A 17,741-nucleotide genomic window follows, 5' to 3' on the forward strand; every position below is an offset into this window, starting at 1 on the left:
ATCCTTCGGTTCGGGACAGGGGCGTCGTTCCTCGTCGCGAGGTCGTCATTCCTCGATGCGGATGGCCAGCGCCGGGCAGACAGCGGCCGCGTACCGGGTTTCCTCGGCGAGTTCGGCAGGCGGGTCGGGGGTGAGCAGGACGACCACGCCGTCCTCGTCACGCTGGTCGAACACCTTCGGGGCGCTGGCCACACACTGTCCGGCGGCAACGCACTTGTCCTGCTCGATGGATATCTTCATGGGAGCTCCTCACGGCCATGAGGCGAAGCGGTGTGTCTCATGGAGCGGCCGGAATCGGCTGACGACGAACTGACGCAACGCCAGCACGGAGAATCTCCCCGAACCGGGCTCCGTCGACCGCGCTTCCGAGTGAACTCCCGCCCAGAAGTTAAGTCAATCGGCTGACTGAAAATATTTTGCGGTGCACTGATAGATGGTGCACCGATGATCTCCTGCCATAGGATTCGGCCACAGTCAGCGCGTGACCGGCGCCCGCCAGAGTCCGACGATCGCGTCGACCAGCCCGGTCGCGGCGGAGTGCCAGCCCGACCTGGGCGTGGAGGTGCCCAGCGCGAGTGCGCGCTCCCGTTCGGCGCACATGTGGAGGCTGATGTGCCTGGTCATGGCGGTGCGCTCGGCCCGTACCTCGACCGGCAGGTCGGGCAGGCACCTGTGCACTCCGTCGAGGATCTGCCGTTGCACGGGTGGGGTGATGGACTCGTCCACGATGATCTCGTGGAATGCGGGATCGGCCATCACCTGGGCGCAGAACCGGGCATACCACGTCGGGCTGCCCAGGGCGTCCAGATACTCGGGCAGGGGCCGCACCAGACAGGAGACCCAGTCGCGCAGGTCGGTGGAGTCGCCGATGCCAGCCACCAGCCGAGTGGCCACCTGTTCGAGCTGCTCGGTGTGTTTGCGCGCGATGGCCCGCACCAGGTCCGCCCTGGTGCCGAAGTGGTAGCCCACCACCGCGGTGTTGCCCTGCCCCGCGGCCTCGCTGATCTGACGGTTGGACACGGCGTGCACGCCACGCTCGGCGTACAGACGCTCCGCCGTGGTCATGATGAGTTCCCGGGTCGCCTTGACGTGCTCGGCCCGTACCGTCCCACCCGCCATGCGCAGTCCCTTCGGGAACGCCGATGTGCTCGCTCAGGATCACAGCTGGATTGCCGTGGAGGCTACACCTGAAACGGCCCAAGGGACGGGCCGGGTCGTTGTGCCGATGAGTACGACGGACTCGCCGCCCCATGGGGGCGAACACGCCGTCCGACCCATATGGGTGTGGCGCACGCTCATCGAGGCGTCCGTGGACCAGTAGCCGGTCAGCCGGTCGCCCTTACGGCAGGCGACCAGGAGTCGCGACTCGTTGCCCATTGGGGGCATCGACCGTCACCAGGTGTCACCCCAGGTCTCCCTGGACCAGGCGACGGCCGGGAAGCGGCGTCCCGGGGGCGCGCAGGCCGTCGAGGATCAGGGCCGTGGCCCGATGCAGCATCATGCCCGCGACCTCGGCGTCGGCTGCCGGAAAGGTCCTCACCAGCAGCGACAGCAGGACCCCGATGTCTCCCGCGCCGATGTCCGCACGCAGGCTGCCCTCCCGTTGTGCGGCGACCACCAGATCCTCCAGCAGCCCGAAGATCTCGTCCCGGATGCCTCTGACGGCCGGATCCCTGGTGATGATCTCGTGAGCCCGCTCCGACAGCAGCGCCAACTGAAGCATCACGCGCAACTCCCGCGAGTGGGCGAGGAGCCGGGTGATCGTAGCCCAGGCGGTCGGCTCCTCCAGTGCCACCGAGCGCACCTCCGCCAGCACACGTTCGAAGCTGTCCTGCGCCACGGCCCGTATCAGCGACTCACGGTCGGGGAAGCGCCGGTAGAGGGTGCCCACTCCGACCCCGGCGCTCCGGGCGATCTCCTCCATCGGCACATCGGGCCCCTGCGCCTGGAACACGACTTTCGCGGCCGCCAGGATCTGGTCGCGGTTGCGCCGCGCGTCGGCTCTTATCGGGGCGTGCGAGTCAGCGGTCATGTGGCCGATTCTCGCAGCGCGGCGGGCTCGCCGACCCCAGCTAGGTGGACGAATTTCCTCCGGTACCGTTACGGTCGAAGCCAAGCGGACGAAATTCATCCGAATAAGAGCGGTGCGCTCGGAGGTTCCCCATGACCGCCGCCACTCCCTTGCCCTCGCACATACGTGTCCCTTCGTCCGTCTCCATGAGACGAGCACTTCGACGCGATGCCCGACGGTCCGCGGAACCGCGAAGACGGCCGTGGCCACAGGCGAGTTGCCGGCCCCGTTCGAGGATCCCGACCCCTTCGACATCGCCCGCGGCAGCCGGGGCAACCGGCACGCACCGGGCTGCGCATCGTCTTCGGCGCGATGGTGCGCCTGTCGCAGCCAGTGGAAGAGCCGGCGTTCCAGTCCGACGGACAGACGTACGGCCTCCACGAGAGCTGCCGGCGACCTGGTAGCGGCGGCCCCTCACGACAGCCGACGAGGCTGAACCCCTACGCGCGGCCACTCCCCGACCCCCACGAAGGAGCGACATGACCGACGCACTCACCACCCTCACGACCGCGGCCGTCCCCGACTTCCCGATGCCCAGGGATTCCGGGTGCCCGTTCGCCCCGCCGCCCCAGCTGCGGGAGTTGCACGCCGAGCAGGTGCGGGCCGGCCAGCCGCTCACCAAGGTCCGGATCTGGGACGGCAGCACGCCGTGGGTCGTCACCCGCTACGAGGACCAGCGGACCCTGCTCGCCGACCCGCGCTGCAGCGTGGACCAGCGGCGCCCGGGCTTCCCGTACATGAACCCGTCCTTCCAAGAGGTCGCGGAGCGCGGCAGCGAGCCCGCCTTCCTCACCATGGACGACCCCGAGCACGCCCGGATCCGCCGGATGGTCACGGGCGCGTTCACCGTCAAGCGCGTCGAGGCCATGCGGCCCGCCGTGCAGCGTATGACCGACGGCTTCATCGACACCATGCTGGCCGGGCCCAAGCCCGTCGACCTCGTCCGCGCCCTCGCTCTGCCGCTGCCTTCCCTGGTCATCTGCGAACTGCTCGGCGTCCCCTACGAGGACCACGAGTTCTTCCAGACCAAGACAGAGATGGCGATGCGTCATGACGCGAGCCGGGAGGAGGTGGGCGCCAGTCACCACGCCCTGCTGGAGTACCTCGACGGCCAGATCCAGGTGAAGCTGGCCGACCCCACCGACGATCTGCTCTCCGAACTCGCGGCCCGTCACCGCGACGGCGAGTTGACCCGTCGCCAGGCCGCCTCCATGGGCCTGCTGCTGCTCGGTGCCGGCCATGAGACCACGGCCAACATGATCGCCCTGGGCGTAGCGGCCCTGCTGGAACACCCCGAGCAGCTCACGGCGATCCGCGACAGCGACGACTCCAAGATCCTCTCCGGTGCCGTCGAGGAACTTCTGCGCTACCTGACGATCATTCACCTCGGCAACCGCCGGATCGCCCTGGAGGACATCGAGATCGGCGGACAGACCATCCGTGCCGGAGAAGGCATCGTCCTGCCCAGCATCACCGCCAACTGGGAAGAGGCCTACTTCCCCGACCCCGAGCGGCTCGACGTGACCCGTGACGCCCGCCGCCACCAGGCCTTCGGCTTCGGCATCCACCAGTGCCTGGGCCAGCCCGTGGCCCGCTTGGAGCTGGAGGTCGTCTTCGGCACCCTCTTCCGCCGCGTCCCCACCCTGCGCATGGCTACCGACCTGGAGAAGCTCCACTTCAAGGAGGACGGCCTCGTCTACGGCCTCTACGAACTGCCGGTGATCTGGTGACCAGGACCGCCGCGCCGCGACCATACGCTCCCAGTACAAGGCTCCGGCCGATTTCGCCGGCCTCTCGGCCGTCGTGGTCGTACGGCTCGACGTGACCGAGCCCGCGTCGATCGCGTCCACTCCGGGCGCGGTCGACGCCCGGTCCGGTGCGGTCGAGGTCCTCGCCTGCGCAACTCCCGTGCTGGACAAGGACTTGGAAGAGCTGATCCGCCGGCGAAGGCGGGGCGACGACGGTCAGTTCGTCGCCCGGGCCCGGCCGTCGGGTTCGGGCGCCCGGCAGGCGTGGTTCGCGGCCACGTAGCCGAAGACCGCCGAGGCGGCGATGCTCGCGCCCGCTCCCAAGTACTTGCGGCCCATCACGGACGCCGTGCAGTTGCCTGTGGCGTACAGCCCGTCGATGGGCCGCCCGTTCGTGTTCAACACCCGCGCGAACTCGTCGCTGAGCAGTCCCCCGCTGGTGCCGATGTCTCCGGGATACAGGGCGACCGCGTAGAACGGTGGCTTTGCGACGGGCCCCAGACAGGCGTTGGGCCTGTGGGTGACGTCGCCGTAGAACCTCTCGTGGTCACCCTCGCCCCGGTGGAAGTCCTCGTCGACACCCGTCTCGGCGAAGCGGTTGAACCGCTCGACCGTCTTGAGGAGTCCGCCGGCGTCGATCCCGCACTGACGGGCGAGGTCCTCCAGACTGTCGCTCCGCTTCATCCACCCGTCGGCGATCCACTGCTTCGGCGTCCGCCCGGGAGGCGCCATCCCGAAGGGGTAGTGCCCGCGGTGCCAGGAATCGACGATGAGCCAGGAGGGAATCGCGCCACCGCTGTCCCGTTCGCGGGCGTACATCTGCTGACCGGCCTCCTGGTACGACACCGCCTCGTTGAAATAGCGCCGTCCGCCGGCGTCCACGATGATCGCCGCCGGCTTGCTGCGCTCGGAGAGGCACATGCCGGGAGTCCCGTCGGGTGTGATCCACGAAGGCATCCACCAGGCCTCGTCCAGCATGTCGGCCGCCGCTCCGCGTGCCATCGCGATCCGGATGGTCTCCCCCGTGTCCCCGGGGTTGGCGGAGGTCCACGCGTCGCTGATGCGCCGTCCTCCCGCGTTCTCCTGCCGCATCTCCTTGTTGCGGGCGAACCCGCCGGCGGCGAGCAGGACGCCGTCCAACGTTCGTACGCGTATGTCCCGACCGCCCCTGCGGACGACGGCACCGACGACCCTGCCGTCCTCGACGACGAGGTCGGTGAGCGCGGACTCCATCCACACCGGTACCCCCCGCCGCAGCAACGCGTCGAGCAACCGGGCGGTCAGGGCGGCTCCGTTGGCCACGAGCCGCTGTCTGCGGATGCGGCCCAGCGCCGTACGCAGCGCCACCCTGGCGACAACGGTCAGCCCGACACGTGTGCGCATCAGGGACATCGGTGCCGCCTCACCGGTGTAGATGGTGATGCCGCCGGAGAATCCCGGGCGGATCCGGTCCTGCCACGGGCCCAGCCGCTTCTTGTCGAAGATCTTGGCCTCGATGGACCGGCCCCGCACGGATCCGCCCTCGCAGCCCCGGACGCCCGAGTAGTAGTCGCTGTAGCCCTCGCACCGCTGGAACCGCAGGCCCTCGGACTCCAGGAAGCCGACCATGTCGCTGCCGGAGTGCACATAGGCGAGGCGGCGGGCCCGCGAGGACGCCGGCCCTGCCTCGCCGACGACCGTGTCGAAATACTCGAGCGCGGCCTCGACGGAGTCGGCCACCCCTTCACGCCGCATGAGCGGGTTGTGGGGCAACCACATCACGCCGCCCGACATACACGTCGAACCGCCGAACAGGTCGGCCTTCTCGACGACGAGCACGTCCCTGCCGAGCGCGCGCGCACGCAGTGCCCCCACGATGCCTGCGCCGCTGCCGACGACCAGGAAGTCTGTGATCTCGTCCCAATTGGTCCCGTTCATATGACCTGTGTCCTCCGTTTCTGGGATGTCAGGCGAGCCGGGCCGACCAGCCTCCGTCGACCGGAATCACAGCGCCGGTGATGAAGGACGCCGCGTCCGAGGCAAGGAACGCCGCAACTTCGGCGTGTTCACGTGGTTCGGCCATGCGCCCCAGGACGGATTTGCCGGCCATGTAGCTCAGGACCTCGGGCGAGAGTCCGCGCATCCGCTCGGTGTTCGCGAAGCCGGAGGCCAACGCGTTGACCCTGATGCCCTGAGCCGCGTACTGGACGGCGAAGGACTTGGTCAGGGAATGGACGCCTGCCTTGGCCGCCGAATAGGGCGCGGACGCCATGGCCTCGGCGCCCAGGGCCCCGACGGTGGTCACATTGACGATGGCGCCGCCGCCTCCCGCGACCATCGCCTCGATCCCGTACTTGCAGCACAGGAGCACACCGCGCAGGTTCACGACCGTCATCCGGTCGTGTTCCTCGGCGCTGACCACCGGCGGCACCTGCGGCAGGGTGCCCGCGACGTTGAGAAGGGCGTCGACCCGGCCGAAGGTGCTCAGGGCATGGGCGAACATCGCCCGAATCGCGTCCTCCTGGCCGACGTCGGCGTGCAACGGAACGACATCGGGGCCGAATTCGGCGGCGACGGCTTTCTGTGCGCCGCTGACATCGACCGCCAGGACCTTGGCGCCCTCGCGTACGAACACCTGCACCATGGCCTTCCCCAGACCCCGCCCGGCGCCGGTGATCACCGCCACCTTGCCGTCGAGTCTCGGTCCGGCCCTCATGTCCCTGCCTCTGGCTCCTGGGCTGTCGCGTGCTGCGCGAACACGTCGTCGGCGATCAGTGCGGCGGAGTGCCAGCCCGAGTAGCCGCCGTAGAGCCCGACATGGAAGAGCGCTTCGCAGAGTTCCTCGGCGGAGATTCCGATGTTGAGCGCGTTGTTCATGTGGATCTGCATCTCGTTGGTCTCGTACAGGACCTGCAGCACGGCCAAGGTGATGAGACTGCGGATCCGTATCTCCAGCCCGGGCCGCCCCCAGATCTCACCGAAGCCGTGGTCGGCCGCCAGATCGACGATGTCCTTGGGCAGTGGTGTGCCCTCGCCCATCGACCAGTTGGTGAGCCCGCCGGGCAACCCCTTGAGCACGGGGGCGTCGGCCCCTCGGCCCACCCTGCCGAGGTTGAGGGCAGCGACGATCCGGTCCCGGGCGGCGCGTCGCTCCTCACGTGTCATGGCGGGCTTCGGATCGACGGTCACGCCGTCTCCTGCGGGCAGGATTCCCCTCAGGACGAAGACCTCGCGGGCCACCGGCATTGCGTTCTCCCAGGTGGGCAGCCCGGCGTAGTTGCCGACGTGCAGGAACAACTCGTGTATCTCGTCGGGGGTGATGCCGAGGTTGAGGGCACTGTTGACATGCCGGCGCAGTTGGCGGACGTGTCCCAGCGCGGTCAGGGCGGCCAGGGTGAGAAAGCTACGGGTGCGCAGATCGAGCCCGGGACGCGACCACACCTCGTACTCCAGCAGTTGCGCGCCGTGGATCTCCGCCTCGACGGGCAGCGCGGCCCCTGCGGTGACCGTCTCGTCCCGCGAGGGCGGCGGGAGGGGTGGCGCGTCGGGCCCGCTGCCCATGCGGTCGATTCCCAGTTCCGCACGAATGCGCGCACAGGCCTCGTGGCGTTCGGCTTGCGTCATGATCGTCGTCATCGACGTCACTCCTTCGTCAGCGCCGGACAAGTCACGGCCGTTCACGACAGGGAACCGTAGTTCTGGTCACGAAACACCGCCCGCTTGCTCCCACTCAGTGGAAGCGCACGGGCCGCGACCTGCGAGGACGATGGTTACGCGGCGCCGAAGAGATCCTCGGACACGGCCCGCACGGCGTTCACGACGAGCGGCGCGACGAATTCCAGTGGGGAGCGGCCGCTGCCGACGACCGAGATCGCCCCGATCGGTCCGTCAGGGCCGCACAGTGCCAGGCCGACACAGCCGAGTTGCGGAAAGCACTCGCCCCGGTCGATCGCCAGTCCACCTCGACGGCGTACGGTACGCAGTTCCCGGTGGAGGTCGTCGAGGCGACTGATGCTGTGCGCGGTGCGGCACTCGATGACCTGCTCGTAGCGGGCGTCGATCTCCTCGGGGCTCAGCCAGGCGAGCATGGCCTTGCCGAGCCCGGTGCAGTGGGCCACCGCCCGCCCTCCGACCCTTGACGGGATGTCGACGGCCGCCCGGCCTCCCACCTTGTCGAGGTAGTAGATCTCCGGGCCTTCGAGCACCGCGAGGTGCACGACCATCTTCGTCCGCAGGGCCAGGTCGAGCAGCTGAGGTGCGGCTGCGGCCCGCAGCGTGCTGTGCCCGATCTCGCGCCCGCCCAGACCGAGCGCCCGTGGTCCCAGCGTGTACCCGGCCACCGTGTGACGCAGCCAGTCGAGCCGGACCAGTTGGTCCAGGATCCGATGGGTGGTCGAACGCGGCAGGTGGGTCCGGCGGGAGACCGTTTCGAGCGGCAGGTGGGTCTGAGGACGTTCGAAGAGGTCCATGATCAGCGTGACGCGTTCCATCATCGAAGGCGGCAGCGCTTGCCGATTGCTCTCGGGAGTACGCGAGTTCAGGCGAAGGGCAGACGTCATCGTCGGCGCCTCTCTGCTCAAACTGAAATCAATTCTAGTTTGGTTCGGCGTCAAGGTACCAACGGCGCAGACCGCTCACCAAGGGGCGTGCACGGCCGGATTGAACCCGGCAACACCACCGCGTACACGCCGGTTCGGCGGCACCGCGCGCTTTACGGCGCGAGGATCAGCCTCACCGCCAGGCGCAGGTCCGCGCCCGCCTGCTCGGTGGTGAGCTCCTGGGTGAGCGCCCCCACGAACAGGCCCCACCAGCTGTACACCAGCAGCCGCACCCTGCTGCAGTCGGCCGCAGCGTCCTCGTCGTGGCCTCCGAGCAGGTGCAGCAGCCGCTGCCCCAGGGCGCCCTCGACGACGTCGATCCCGGCCGACGCGGTGCCCGCGTACTCGGTGAACGACGACAGCGCGACCGCCGAGGCGAGCAGTGGGGTCTCCAGCAGTTTGCCGGTCAGCGCGGCGAGCGTCTCCGCCACCTCGGACGCCGGGTCCGCCGGTTCACCGGCGGCGCCCACAGGGTCGCGATCCCCCAGGAACTGCTCGATGTACCACTCCAGGACCGCCAGGAACAGGTAGGGCTTGGAGGGGAAGTAGCGGTACAGCGTGGCGATGGCGACGCCGGCTTCCTTGGCCACGTCGTGCATCTGCACGCTGGCGAGCCCCTCGCGGGCGCCGAGTTCGGAGGCGGCACGCAGGATGCGTACCCGTCGGGCGGCCTGGCTGTTCGACATCGGAGCGGCCGGCTGCCGTCCCTCCGCGGGCCTCGCCACCTGTCCCTCCATGTCGTCCGGTGTCCCCAACCAGCACGCAGGGACCGGCCCCACGCTAGCAGCGCGGGCACGGTGACCTGGGGCTCGTCGGCAAGGAAGGCCGGACCGAGAGGCACCCTCCCCACCTATTGACCGCCGATTATCGGAGTACCTACTATCTGCTGACATGACGCATCCGGCCCTCCGGTTGGCGCACACCGGGATCACCGTCGCCGACCTCGACCGTTCACTCGCCTTCTGGAACGGCGCACTCGGGTTCGACGTCCTCTTCCGTGCAGAAGCGGACGGGGTTTTCGCCGCGAGAGCGACCGGCGTACCCGGAGCCGATCTTCGCGTGGCGATGCTGGACGGCCACGGGCACAGCATCGAACTCATCGAGTACGTCGGTCCGGTGGAGCGTCATGTGCTCAGACCACGCCCGTGCGACGTCGGTTCGTGGCACGTGGCGTTCATGGTCGACGACCTGGATCAGGTGCTCTCGGTCCTGGAGTCCCACGGATTCCACGCTGTCGGCCCGGCCGCCGTCATCGAGAGCGGACCCCGGGCCGGCGGAAAGGCCGTCTACACCCATGATCCGGACGGCACGACCGTCGAACTGATCCAGCCACCGGCGGGCAGTTCATAGAACTCCGCGCCCCAGACAAGGAGTGGTCGCCATGCCGCCTGTCACCACGTTCGACGCCCATTTCCTCAACCACGTGGAGCTGTTGCACCGGCCCGGCGAGGGCGAGCTCGCGACGCTCTTCTTCGAGACCCTGGGCTGCACCGTCGTCGACCTCACGGACGTGTTCGGCGCGAGCCGGCGTCTCCTGGGTGTCTTCGCCGGCCCGAGCGACCGCGACGCGCTCAACAACGTCCTGTACATCTCGGAGTTCCGCGAGCCCCAACGGCAGCTCGACGACGTCCTCGCGCGTCTGATGCGGGACAGCGAGGAGCTGCGGACCGCGATCGCGCGCCATGACGAGGTGCGGTCGAAGCCCGGCGACGTCACCCACTTCGGACTGCGGTACCCGACTTTCGAGGCGCTGGCGGACGTTGTCGACCGCCTGCGGAAGTCACTGCCCGCAGAACTCGCCGGGCGCGTGACCGTGCACCCGTCCGCGCCGGTCGCGCTTCCCGCCCTCGCCGCCGAGGTCGACCAGGCGTTCGTGCACACCGATGTCATCGGCGCGGGCCTGTTCCCCTTCGGCCAGCTCATCGAGCTCCAGGCGCAGCGCCCGCTGGAGGCGTGAGCCATGGCGGAGGGCACACGGCATCCCTTGGACCTCACGGGGAAGGTAGCCCTGGTAACCGGGGGCAACAGCGGGATCGGGCTGGCTGCGGCGAAGGCGCTCGCTCAGGCAGGCGCCGCGGTGGCCGTCTGGGGCCGACGGAACGACCGCAACGACGCGGCGGCCGAGGCACTGGGGAAGATCGGGCCCCCGATCCACACGGCGAGCGTGGACATCTCCGTGGCCGACCAGGTCGAGGAGGGGTTCGCTGGCGTCGTCGCGGCACTGGGACGCGTCGACTGCGTGTTCGCCAACGCCGGGAACCTCCTGCCGGCGGGCCCGTTCCTCGACCTCGGGCCGGAGGCCAAGGCCGCTCAGTTCGGCGCGGTCCTGGACGGCACCTGGAGCACGATCGGCTGCGGGCTCCGGCACATGGTGTCCCGCGCCGAGAGCGGCGACCCCGGCGGCTCGGTCGTGGTCACCGGCAGCCTGGCCACGGACCACGGGGCCGTCGGCACCGCCCACTACGGCGCGGCCAAGGCCGCCCTGGTCGGGCTCGTCAAGAGCGTGGCCGTCGAGTTCGGGCGACACGGCATCCGGGCCAATGTGATCAACCCGGGGTACATCGCCAAGGACGACGGCTCACGGCCCTTCGCCGGCCAATTGGCCAGCCGATCGCCGATTCCGCGCTACGGGTCGCCGGCCGAGATCGCCGGCGCGGTGGTCTACCTCGCGAGCGACGTCGCCGCCTACCACACCGGTGACGTGATCACGATCGACGGCGGCTGGACCTCGACGATGGTGTAGCCGCGGCTCGACGCACTGTTCCGACGACCGATCGAGGTGTCATGGGAAGAGTCGAGGGCAAGGTCGCCTTCATCACCGGCGCGGCGCGCGGACAGGGCCGGTCGCACGCGGTCCGGCTGGCGGAGGAAGGCGCGGACATCATCGCGATCGACGTGCTCGAGAAGATCCCGGGCGCGCCGTACGGTCCGGCCACCGAGGAGGACCTGGCGGAGACCGTCAGGCAGGTCGAGGCCCGGGGCCGCCGAATCGTCGCCGCGAAGGCGGACGTACGGGACTACGACGGGCTCGGGGCGGCGCTCGACGAGGGCGTCGCCCGGCTCGGGCGGCTCGACATCGTGTGCGCCAACGCGGGCATCACCACGCAGATGGACCCGGTCGACCAGCTCACCGAGGACATGTGGCTCGACATGATGGACGTCAATCTCAACGGGGTGTGGCGCACCTGCAAAGCCGCCGTCCCCCACCTCAGGGCCGGTGGACGCGGCGGCTCGATCATTCTCACGAGTTCGGCCGCCGGCCTGAAGCCCTTCGCGAACGTCGGCCACTACGTGGCGGCCAAGCATGGCCTGGTCGGGCTCATGCGGACGCTCGCGACAGAGCTGGGCGCCGAGTCGATCCGCGTGAACAGCGTCCACCCCACCAACGTGGACACGGCGATGATCCATACGGACCGGCTCTACCGGAGGTTCCGCCCGGACCTGGAGAACCCGACGCGGGAGGACATGGCCGAGGCGGCCGTCCATCTGCACCTGCTGCCGATCCCCTGGGTCGATCCGGTCGACATCTCGAACGCGGTGCTGTTCCTCGCCTCCGAGGAGGCCCGCTTCATCACCGGAGTCGCCCTGCCGGTCGACGCCGGCCTGACCGCCAAGTAGCCCTGTCCCCAGCCTAGTTCGGCCTCACCCGGAGTTGCCTCATACCCGAAGCCGTCATTGTGGACACCATCCGCACCCATCGGCGAGCGGGCCGACGTACACGCCGCCGAGCTGGTGGCCCGCCGGTGGGGCCTGTCCTGCTGACCCGGATGCGCCACCGTCTTCGAACCGCTCTGAATCCGGGCCCGTTTCAGCGGGTTCCGACCGACGTCCCGCCGTCGACCGTGAGCACCGCTCCCGTCATGTACGAGGCTTCGGGCGAGCACAGGAACAGGCTCACCGCGCCGACTTCGGCGGGCTTCCCGATGCGTCCGAGGGGGAGCCGTGAGGCGTCGTAGGGACTCGCAAGTTCGGACAGGGACGCGTGCAGCATCTCGGTGTCGATGGGGCCCGGGCAGACGCAGTTCGCCCTGATCCCGTAGCCGCCGACGTCCAGCGAGAGGGCGCGGGTGAACTGCACGACGCCCGCCTTGGCCGCCGCGTAGGCGGTCTGGAGCCGGATCGGTTTCATTGCGGCGGCTGAGGCGACGTTGACGACGCTGCCGCCGCCGGTGGCCCGCATCAGCGGGATCGCGGCCCGGCAGGTGAGAAACACGCTCTTCAGGTCGATGTCGACAACGCGGTCCCACTCCTCCTCGGTGATGTCCTCGATCTGTTTGAAGAGCGCGACGCCCGCGTTGTTCACCAGGGCGTCCAGCCGCCCGAAGTTCTCGCTCGCCGCCTCGATCAGTGCCTCGGCTCCGTTCGCGGTGCTCACGTCCGCGTGCACCGCGATCGCCGTCCCGCCGGCGTCGGCAACGGTCTTCGCCGTTCGTGTCGCCGCGTCGAGGTCGATGTCGCCGACCACGACCGACGCGCCCTCCGCGGCGAACAGTGCGGCCGTCGCCGCACCTTGACCCCGTCCTGCCCCCGTGATGACGGCGGCCGTACCGAGAAGTCTCACAGCAGATCCCCTCCCCAAACAGATGCTCGGGTTGCCGATAGTATGAGTACCTACTAAAATTGCGGTAGTCAGCCCCACCGTGGCAATACCGGCGCACGAACTCACGACTGACGAGGTAGTCATGCTCAAGCTGTTCAGCGCAGATGACCACATCATCGAACCCGCCCATCTGTGGCAGGACCGCGTGCCCGCCAAGTTCCGCGAAGACGCACCGCGGGTGATCCAGGAGGACGGCCGCGAATACTGGGTCTACGCCGGGACGCGCGGCGAGACGATGGGCCTGAGCGCCGTGGTCGGCCGCCCCCGCGACCAGGTCAACCTGGACCCCGTCCGGTTCTCCGACATGCGCGCGGGATGCTACGACCCTGCCGAGCGTGCCAAGGACCTGCTGTCCGACGGCATCTACGCGTCGGTGCTGTTCCCCTCGCTCCCGCGGTTCTCCGGCACCCTGTTCCTCACCTTCGACGACAAGGAACTCTCCGACGTCTGCGTCCGGGCCTACAACGACTTCATCATCGACGAGTGGTGTCCGGCCGGACCACCCGGCCTCTATGTGCCGACGATCATCTGCCAACTGTGGGATCCGGAGAAGGCGGCACAGGAGATCCACCGGTGCGCCGACCTCGGCGCCCGCGCGATCTCGTTCCCCGAGAACTCGGTACCGCTCGGTCTGCCCTCGTACTGGGAGCCGTACTGGGACCCGATCTGGCGAGCCTGCGAGGAACGCGACATCGTGATGTGCCTGCACATCGGCACCAGCAGCTGGCGGCCCGAACCGACGCCGGACGCACCCGAGGTGCTCACCTTCTCGCTCCTGCACGTCGGCTCGATCATGTCGTCGGTGAACCTGATGATGAGCCCGGTGTGCCGGAAGTTCCCCGGGCTGAAGTTCGTCTTCGCGGAAGGCGGTATCGGGTGGATCCCGAACGCGCTGGAGCGCGCGGACCGGTTCTGGGTGCGCCACAGGGTCTACAACAACACCGACGACATCCTCCCCTCGGAGATCTTCCGCAGGAACATGTACCTCTGCATGCTGGAGGAGCCCACCTGTCTGCGGTACCGCGACGACATCGGCGTCGACCGGATCATGTGGGAGTGCGACTATCCGCACAACGACACCACGTGGCCCGAGAGCCAGGAGTCGGCGGAGATGACGTTCCGCGAGGCCGGCTGCTCCCAGGCCGAGATCGACGCGATCACTCACGGCAACGCCGAGCGGGTCTTCAACTGGAAGATGGCGAGCGCCGACGCGCTCGCGCCGCGCTGAGTACCGTGGCCCGCCTGAAACCCGTCTCCCGGGAGAACGCCCCGCCGCAGGTCCGGGCGATCTACGACGCGGTCTTCTCCCCCGGCCGTGATCCCGTCGCCGAGCCCGGTACGGCGACGGGATCTCCGGGTGACTTCTGGACGGTGCTCGCGCACGTGCCCGAGGTCATCGTGCACGCACGGACGTTCGCCGGCGACTTCGTCCGGTCCACCACGCGCGAACTCGACCGAGCGCAACGCGAACTGGTGATCGTACGGGCGGCGTTCAACGTCGAGAGCAGGTTCGAGTACTCGCAGCACCGCAAGTTCCTGCGCGCCACCGGCTACCCGGAGGACAAGGCAGACGAGATTCCGGTGTGGACCACGTCCATCGTGTTCACCCCGCAGGAGCGCGCACTGCTCGCCCTCACCGACGAGATCTCGCTCGGTGGCGGCCGCTCGCAGGACGCCACCTACGAGCGGCTCCGCGAGCACTTCTCCGAGGCCGCCGTCGTCGAGGCCGGGTACATCGCGGCCCAGTACGTGATGTTCGGACTGCTGTGCCGCTCGCTGCAGTTGGAGTACGACGCCGTCCCTGAGCGCTGTGAGGAGGTGACACCGCCGTGACGGACGCTGGCGTGCGCCTGCCGGTTCTCGCCTCCCTCGCCGCCCACGGGGATCGGCCGTGCTTCTTCTTCGAGGGCACCACGATCAGCTACCGCGAGGTGCTCGACTCGGTCCACCGGATCGCCCGGGCCCTGCTGTCGCAGGGTGTCCGGCCCGGTGACGGACTCGCTCTGCTGTCCGGCAACCGGCCCGAACTGTTCTTCGTCAGGACGGCCGCGCAGCTTGTCGGCGTCCGCACGACCGCGCTCCACACGCTCGGACCGGTCCACGAGCACGCGTTCATCCTGCAAGACGCCGAACTGAGCGGGATCGTCTTCGAGCCCGGACACGAGGACACGGTCGGTGCGCTGCGGGCCGAGGTCCCGTTGCGCACGCTCGCCTCGTTCGGCCCGGCCGGCATCGGTTTCGACCTGCTCGCGGCGGCGTCGGCCGAGCCGCCCGGGCCGCCGGAGACCGGACCGGTGCGGGTTCCGAAGGCACTCGTCTACACGGGCGGCACCACCGGTCGCCCGAAGGGCATCATCATGTCGCCCGCCGCGCAGGCGTTCGCGGCGGCGACGATGTCGGAGCACTGGCAGTGGCCAGACGACGTACGCCTCCTCCTGTCGACCCCGCTCCAGCACGCTGCGGGAACGCTGCTGCCGCCGGTGTTCGCCCGGGGCGGCTCGGTCGTACTGCAGAGGGGCTTCTCCCCCGACGCCTGGCTCACGGCGGTCGCGGAGCAATCGGTGACCTCGGCGCTTCTCGTACCGACCCAGCTCTACCGGCTCCTCGACGAACCGTCACTGGCCGACGCGGACCTGAGCGGCATCGAGACGGTCTTCTACGGCGCGGCCCCCTGCTCGCCGACCCGCCTGGCCGAGGCGGTCGGGGTCTTCGGGCCGGTCTTCTTCCAGTTCTACGGGCAGACGGAGGCGCCGATGACCGTGGCCGTCCTGCGCAAGGAGGACCACGACCTGAGCGTGCCACGGCGGCTCGCCTCGTGCGGGCGGCCGGTGCCCGGCATCGAGGTCCAACTCCTCGACGACAACAACAAGGCGGTGGAGCGCGGGGAACCCGGCGAGATCTGCGTCCGCGGCCCCCTCGTGGCGTTGGAGAGCTACAAGGACCGCCCGGCCGAGACGGCAGCGGCGCTGGAGGGCGGCTGGCTGCACACCGGAGATGTGGCGACCGAGGATGAGGACGGCTTCCTGTACGTCGTCGACCGGAAGAAGGACCTGATCCTCTCCGGCGGGTTCAACATCTATCCGCGCGAGATCGAGGACTGCCTGGCCAGGCACAGGGCCGTCGGCGACGTGGCGGTCGTCGGCGTCCCCGACGAGCGCTGGGGGGAAGCCGTGAAAGCGGTCGTGGTCCGGCGGCCCGGCCACGAGGACGTCACCGAGGACACGCTCATCCGGTACGTGAGGGATCGTCTCGGCTCGCTGCACGCCCCGAAATCCCTCGACTTCGCCGAAGCGATCCCGCTCAGCCCCCTCGGCAAGCCCGACAAGAAGGCCCTGCGCGCCCGGTACTGGGGGGACCGGGAGCGATCAGTGAACTAGCCGCACCTACACACGATTCGGAGGCGGGAATGCCGGCGAAGAAGGCGGTACATCTCGGCGTCCTGGGACTGGCGCCCGGAGCCCATCAGGCCGCATGGCGGCACCCGGACTGCGACCCACGCGCCCATATGGACCTCGGTTTCTTCCGGCGCCTGGTCGAGACCGCGGAACGGGCCAAGTTCGACTTCCTGTTCCTGGCGGACCTGCTCGGGCCGATCGGCGCCGACCACCACACACCCGAGGTCTTCGAACGCACCCCGTACGGCCTGCTGGAGCCGATGACGCTGCTGGCCGCGCTGTCCACGTACACCCGGCACCTGGGGCTCGTGGCCACCGTGTCCGCCTCCGTCCACGGCCCGTACCAGATCGCCCGGGTGATGGGCTCGCTCGACCTGCTGTCGAACGGCCGGGCGGGCTGGAACGTCGTCACCACGCAACTGCGGGTGCAGAAGTCGCTCACGACCGCGCCCCTCGCGGACAAGGAAGCGCAGTACGAGCACGCGCGCGAAGTCGTCGCGTGTGCCTTCGACTTCTGGGACGGCTGGCACGAGGACTCCTTCCCCCGAGACAAGGAGGACTGCCGGTTCGTGTCGATGGAGGGCGCCCGGCCACCGAGCCGTGAAGGCAAGTACTACCGGCTGAGCGGCCCCCTCAACCAGCCCCGCCCACCGCAGGGCCGCCCGGTCATCGTCCAGGCCGGCATGTCCGACATCGGCCGGTCACTGGCGGCGGACATCGCCGACGTCGTCTTCACGGTCCAGCCGAACCTGGAGTCGGCGAAGCTGTTCTACAAGGACATCAAGGACCGCGTGGCCCGAGCGGGACGAGATCCGGAGACAGTCCGGGTTCTGCCGGGCCTGAGCACCTACGTCGGCCACACCGCCGAAGAGGCGCGGGGACTACGGGAACGGATGATGGACTGTCTGGACCCGCGGGCCTCGATCGGCGAGATCCGCTACATCAGCGACATCGATCTCAGCGGCTACGACCTCGACGGCCCGATCCCCGATCTGGAGCCGTGGCGCGACAAGGCCCGCAACACCGGCTTCTTCCACGCCGTCCAGAAGATCCGCACCGAGAACCCGGAGATGACCGTACGTGGCCTGCTGCGCCACTTCTCGGCCGGCCGGGGCCACCCGGAGGTCACGGGGAGCGCCGCGGAGGTGGCCGACGTCATCGAACAGTGGGTCGACGAGGAGGCCTGCGACGGCCTGCTGATCCAGCCGCCGCTGCTGCCCGACGACTTCGAGCGCTTCGCCGACCTCGTCGTGCCCGAGCTGCAGCGACGCGGCCGGTTCCGTACCGAGTACGAGTCCGAGACCCTGCGCGGCAACCTGGGGCTGCCGGTTCCCGCGCGGTAGGGCCCCG

18 protein-coding genes are annotated in these 17,741 nt (G+C 69.2%); 9 read left to right on the top strand and 9 right to left on the bottom strand.

Annotated elements, in window-relative coordinates; genetic code table 11:
* Nucleotides 1-45: 45 nt before the first annotated feature.
* From ACFYXF_RS04590 to ACFYXF_RS04600, 3 genes are all read right to left on the bottom strand, one after another.
* The gene (locus ACFYXF_RS04590) at nucleotides 46-240 is read right to left on the bottom strand and encodes a ferredoxin (protein ID WP_389348032.1); all 195 of its coding nucleotides are present in this window, start codon (nucleotides 238-240) and stop codon (nucleotides 46-48) included.
* A gap of 234 nt (nucleotides 241-474) precedes the next feature.
* Entirely contained in the window at nucleotides 475-1,119 is a 645-nt protein-coding gene (locus ACFYXF_RS04595; RefSeq protein WP_389348033.1) for a TetR family transcriptional regulator, read from the bottom strand.
* Nucleotides 1,120-1,402: 283 nt separating this feature from the next.
* Nucleotides 1,403-2,032: a TetR/AcrR family transcriptional regulator gene (locus tag ACFYXF_RS04600; RefSeq protein ID WP_389348034.1), complete on the bottom strand. Its 630-nt coding sequence runs from the start codon at nucleotides 2,030-2,032 to the stop codon at nucleotides 1,403-1,405.
* A 518-nt stretch (nucleotides 2,033-2,550) separates the two neighbouring features.
* Between ACFYXF_RS04600 and ACFYXF_RS04605 the strand changes: the two genes are divergently transcribed.
* Complete coding sequence (locus ACFYXF_RS04605; protein WP_389348035.1) at nucleotides 2,551-3,801, top strand: cytochrome P450; 1,251 nt, start codon at nucleotides 2,551-2,553, stop codon at nucleotides 3,799-3,801.
* 234 nt (nucleotides 3,802-4,035) lie between these two features.
* Here ACFYXF_RS04605 and ACFYXF_RS04610 read toward each other — a convergent pair whose 3' ends face one another.
* The 5 genes from ACFYXF_RS04610 to ACFYXF_RS04630 all read right to left on the bottom strand — a co-directional run bounded on the left by ACFYXF_RS04610 (nucleotide 4,036) and on the right by ACFYXF_RS04630 (nucleotide 9,121).
* Entirely contained in the window at nucleotides 4,036-5,736 is a 1,701-nt protein-coding gene (locus ACFYXF_RS04610; protein WP_389348037.1) for an FAD-binding protein, read from the bottom strand.
* A gap of 28 nt (nucleotides 5,737-5,764) precedes the next feature.
* Nucleotides 5,765-6,514, bottom strand: a complete 750-nt coding sequence (locus tag ACFYXF_RS04615) for an SDR family NAD(P)-dependent oxidoreductase (protein WP_389348038.1) — start codon at nucleotides 6,512-6,514, stop codon at nucleotides 5,765-5,767.
* Nucleotides 6,511-7,434, bottom strand: a complete 924-nt coding sequence (locus tag ACFYXF_RS04620) for a carboxymuconolactone decarboxylase family protein (RefSeq protein WP_389348039.1) — start codon at nucleotides 7,432-7,434, stop codon at nucleotides 6,511-6,513. Before ACFYXF_RS04620 ends, ACFYXF_RS04615 begins: the two co-directional genes overlap by 4 nt.
* A gap of 134 nt (nucleotides 7,435-7,568) precedes the next feature.
* Nucleotides 7,569-8,291 carry an IclR family transcriptional regulator gene (locus ACFYXF_RS04625; RefSeq protein WP_389348464.1) on the bottom strand — a complete coding sequence of 241 codons (723 nt, stop codon included), beginning with the start codon at nucleotides 8,289-8,291 and terminating at the stop codon, nucleotides 7,569-7,571.
* Nucleotides 8,292-8,509: 218 nt separating this feature from the next.
* Complete coding sequence (locus tag ACFYXF_RS04630) at nucleotides 8,510-9,121, bottom strand: TetR/AcrR family transcriptional regulator (protein WP_389348040.1); 612 nt, start codon at nucleotides 9,119-9,121, stop codon at nucleotides 8,510-8,512.
* A gap of 166 nt (nucleotides 9,122-9,287) precedes the next feature.
* On the opposite strand from ACFYXF_RS04630, the gene ACFYXF_RS04635 reads away from it, so the two are divergent.
* The 4 genes from ACFYXF_RS04635 to ACFYXF_RS04650 are packed head-to-tail and all read left to right on the top strand — an operon-like array spanning nucleotide 9,288 to nucleotide 12,014.
* Nucleotides 9,288-9,746, top strand: a complete 459-nt coding sequence (locus ACFYXF_RS04635; protein ID WP_389348041.1) for a VOC family protein — start codon at nucleotides 9,288-9,290, stop codon at nucleotides 9,744-9,746.
* A gap of 31 nt (nucleotides 9,747-9,777) precedes the next feature.
* Nucleotides 9,778-10,353, top strand: coding sequence for a hypothetical protein (locus ACFYXF_RS04640; RefSeq protein ID WP_389348042.1), 576 nt, complete (start codon nucleotides 9,778-9,780; stop codon nucleotides 10,351-10,353).
* Nucleotides 10,354-10,356: 3 nt separating this feature from the next.
* Nucleotides 10,357-11,139, top strand: coding sequence for an SDR family NAD(P)-dependent oxidoreductase (locus tag ACFYXF_RS04645; RefSeq protein WP_389348043.1), 783 nt, complete (start codon nucleotides 10,357-10,359; stop codon nucleotides 11,137-11,139).
* Nucleotides 11,140-11,180: 41 nt separating this feature from the next.
* Nucleotides 11,181-12,014 carry a mycofactocin-coupled SDR family oxidoreductase gene (locus tag ACFYXF_RS04650; protein ID WP_389348044.1) on the top strand — a complete coding sequence of 278 codons (834 nt, stop codon included), beginning with the start codon at nucleotides 11,181-11,183 and terminating at the stop codon, nucleotides 12,012-12,014.
* 190 nt (nucleotides 12,015-12,204) lie between these two features.
* On the opposite strand, the gene ACFYXF_RS04655 is transcribed toward ACFYXF_RS04650, so the two are convergent.
* Nucleotides 12,205-12,957, bottom strand: a complete 753-nt coding sequence (locus ACFYXF_RS04655) for an SDR family NAD(P)-dependent oxidoreductase (RefSeq protein WP_389348045.1) — start codon at nucleotides 12,955-12,957, stop codon at nucleotides 12,205-12,207.
* Between the two features lie 121 nt (nucleotides 12,958-13,078).
* On the opposite strand from ACFYXF_RS04655, the gene ACFYXF_RS04660 reads away from it, so the two are divergent.
* The 4 genes from ACFYXF_RS04660 to ACFYXF_RS04675 are packed head-to-tail and all read left to right on the top strand — an operon-like array spanning nucleotide 13,079 to nucleotide 17,734.
* Nucleotides 13,079-14,224 (top strand): amidohydrolase family protein, encoded by a 1,146-nt coding sequence (locus ACFYXF_RS04660; RefSeq protein WP_389348046.1) that lies wholly within the window; start codon nucleotides 13,079-13,081, stop codon nucleotides 14,222-14,224.
* A gap of 5 nt (nucleotides 14,225-14,229) precedes the next feature.
* The gene (locus ACFYXF_RS04665) at nucleotides 14,230-14,829 is read left to right on the top strand and encodes a carboxymuconolactone decarboxylase family protein (protein WP_389348047.1); all 600 of its coding nucleotides are present in this window, start codon (nucleotides 14,230-14,232) and stop codon (nucleotides 14,827-14,829) included.
* Nucleotides 14,826-16,373: an AMP-binding protein gene (locus ACFYXF_RS04670; protein ID WP_389348048.1), complete on the top strand. Its 1,548-nt coding sequence runs from the start codon at nucleotides 14,826-14,828 to the stop codon at nucleotides 16,371-16,373. Before ACFYXF_RS04665 ends, ACFYXF_RS04670 begins: the two co-directional genes overlap by 4 nt.
* A gap of 29 nt (nucleotides 16,374-16,402) precedes the next feature.
* Nucleotides 16,403-17,734 carry an NtaA/DmoA family FMN-dependent monooxygenase gene (locus tag ACFYXF_RS04675; RefSeq protein WP_389348049.1) on the top strand — a complete coding sequence of 444 codons (1,332 nt, stop codon included), beginning with the start codon at nucleotides 16,403-16,405 and terminating at the stop codon, nucleotides 17,732-17,734.
* Nucleotides 17,735-17,741: the final 7 nt, after the last annotated feature.

It is taken from the genome of Streptomyces sp. NPDC002680 (genome assembly GCF_042889145.1).
GTDB lineage: Bacteria > Actinomycetota > Actinomycetes > Streptomycetales > Streptomycetaceae > Streptomyces > Streptomyces adonidis.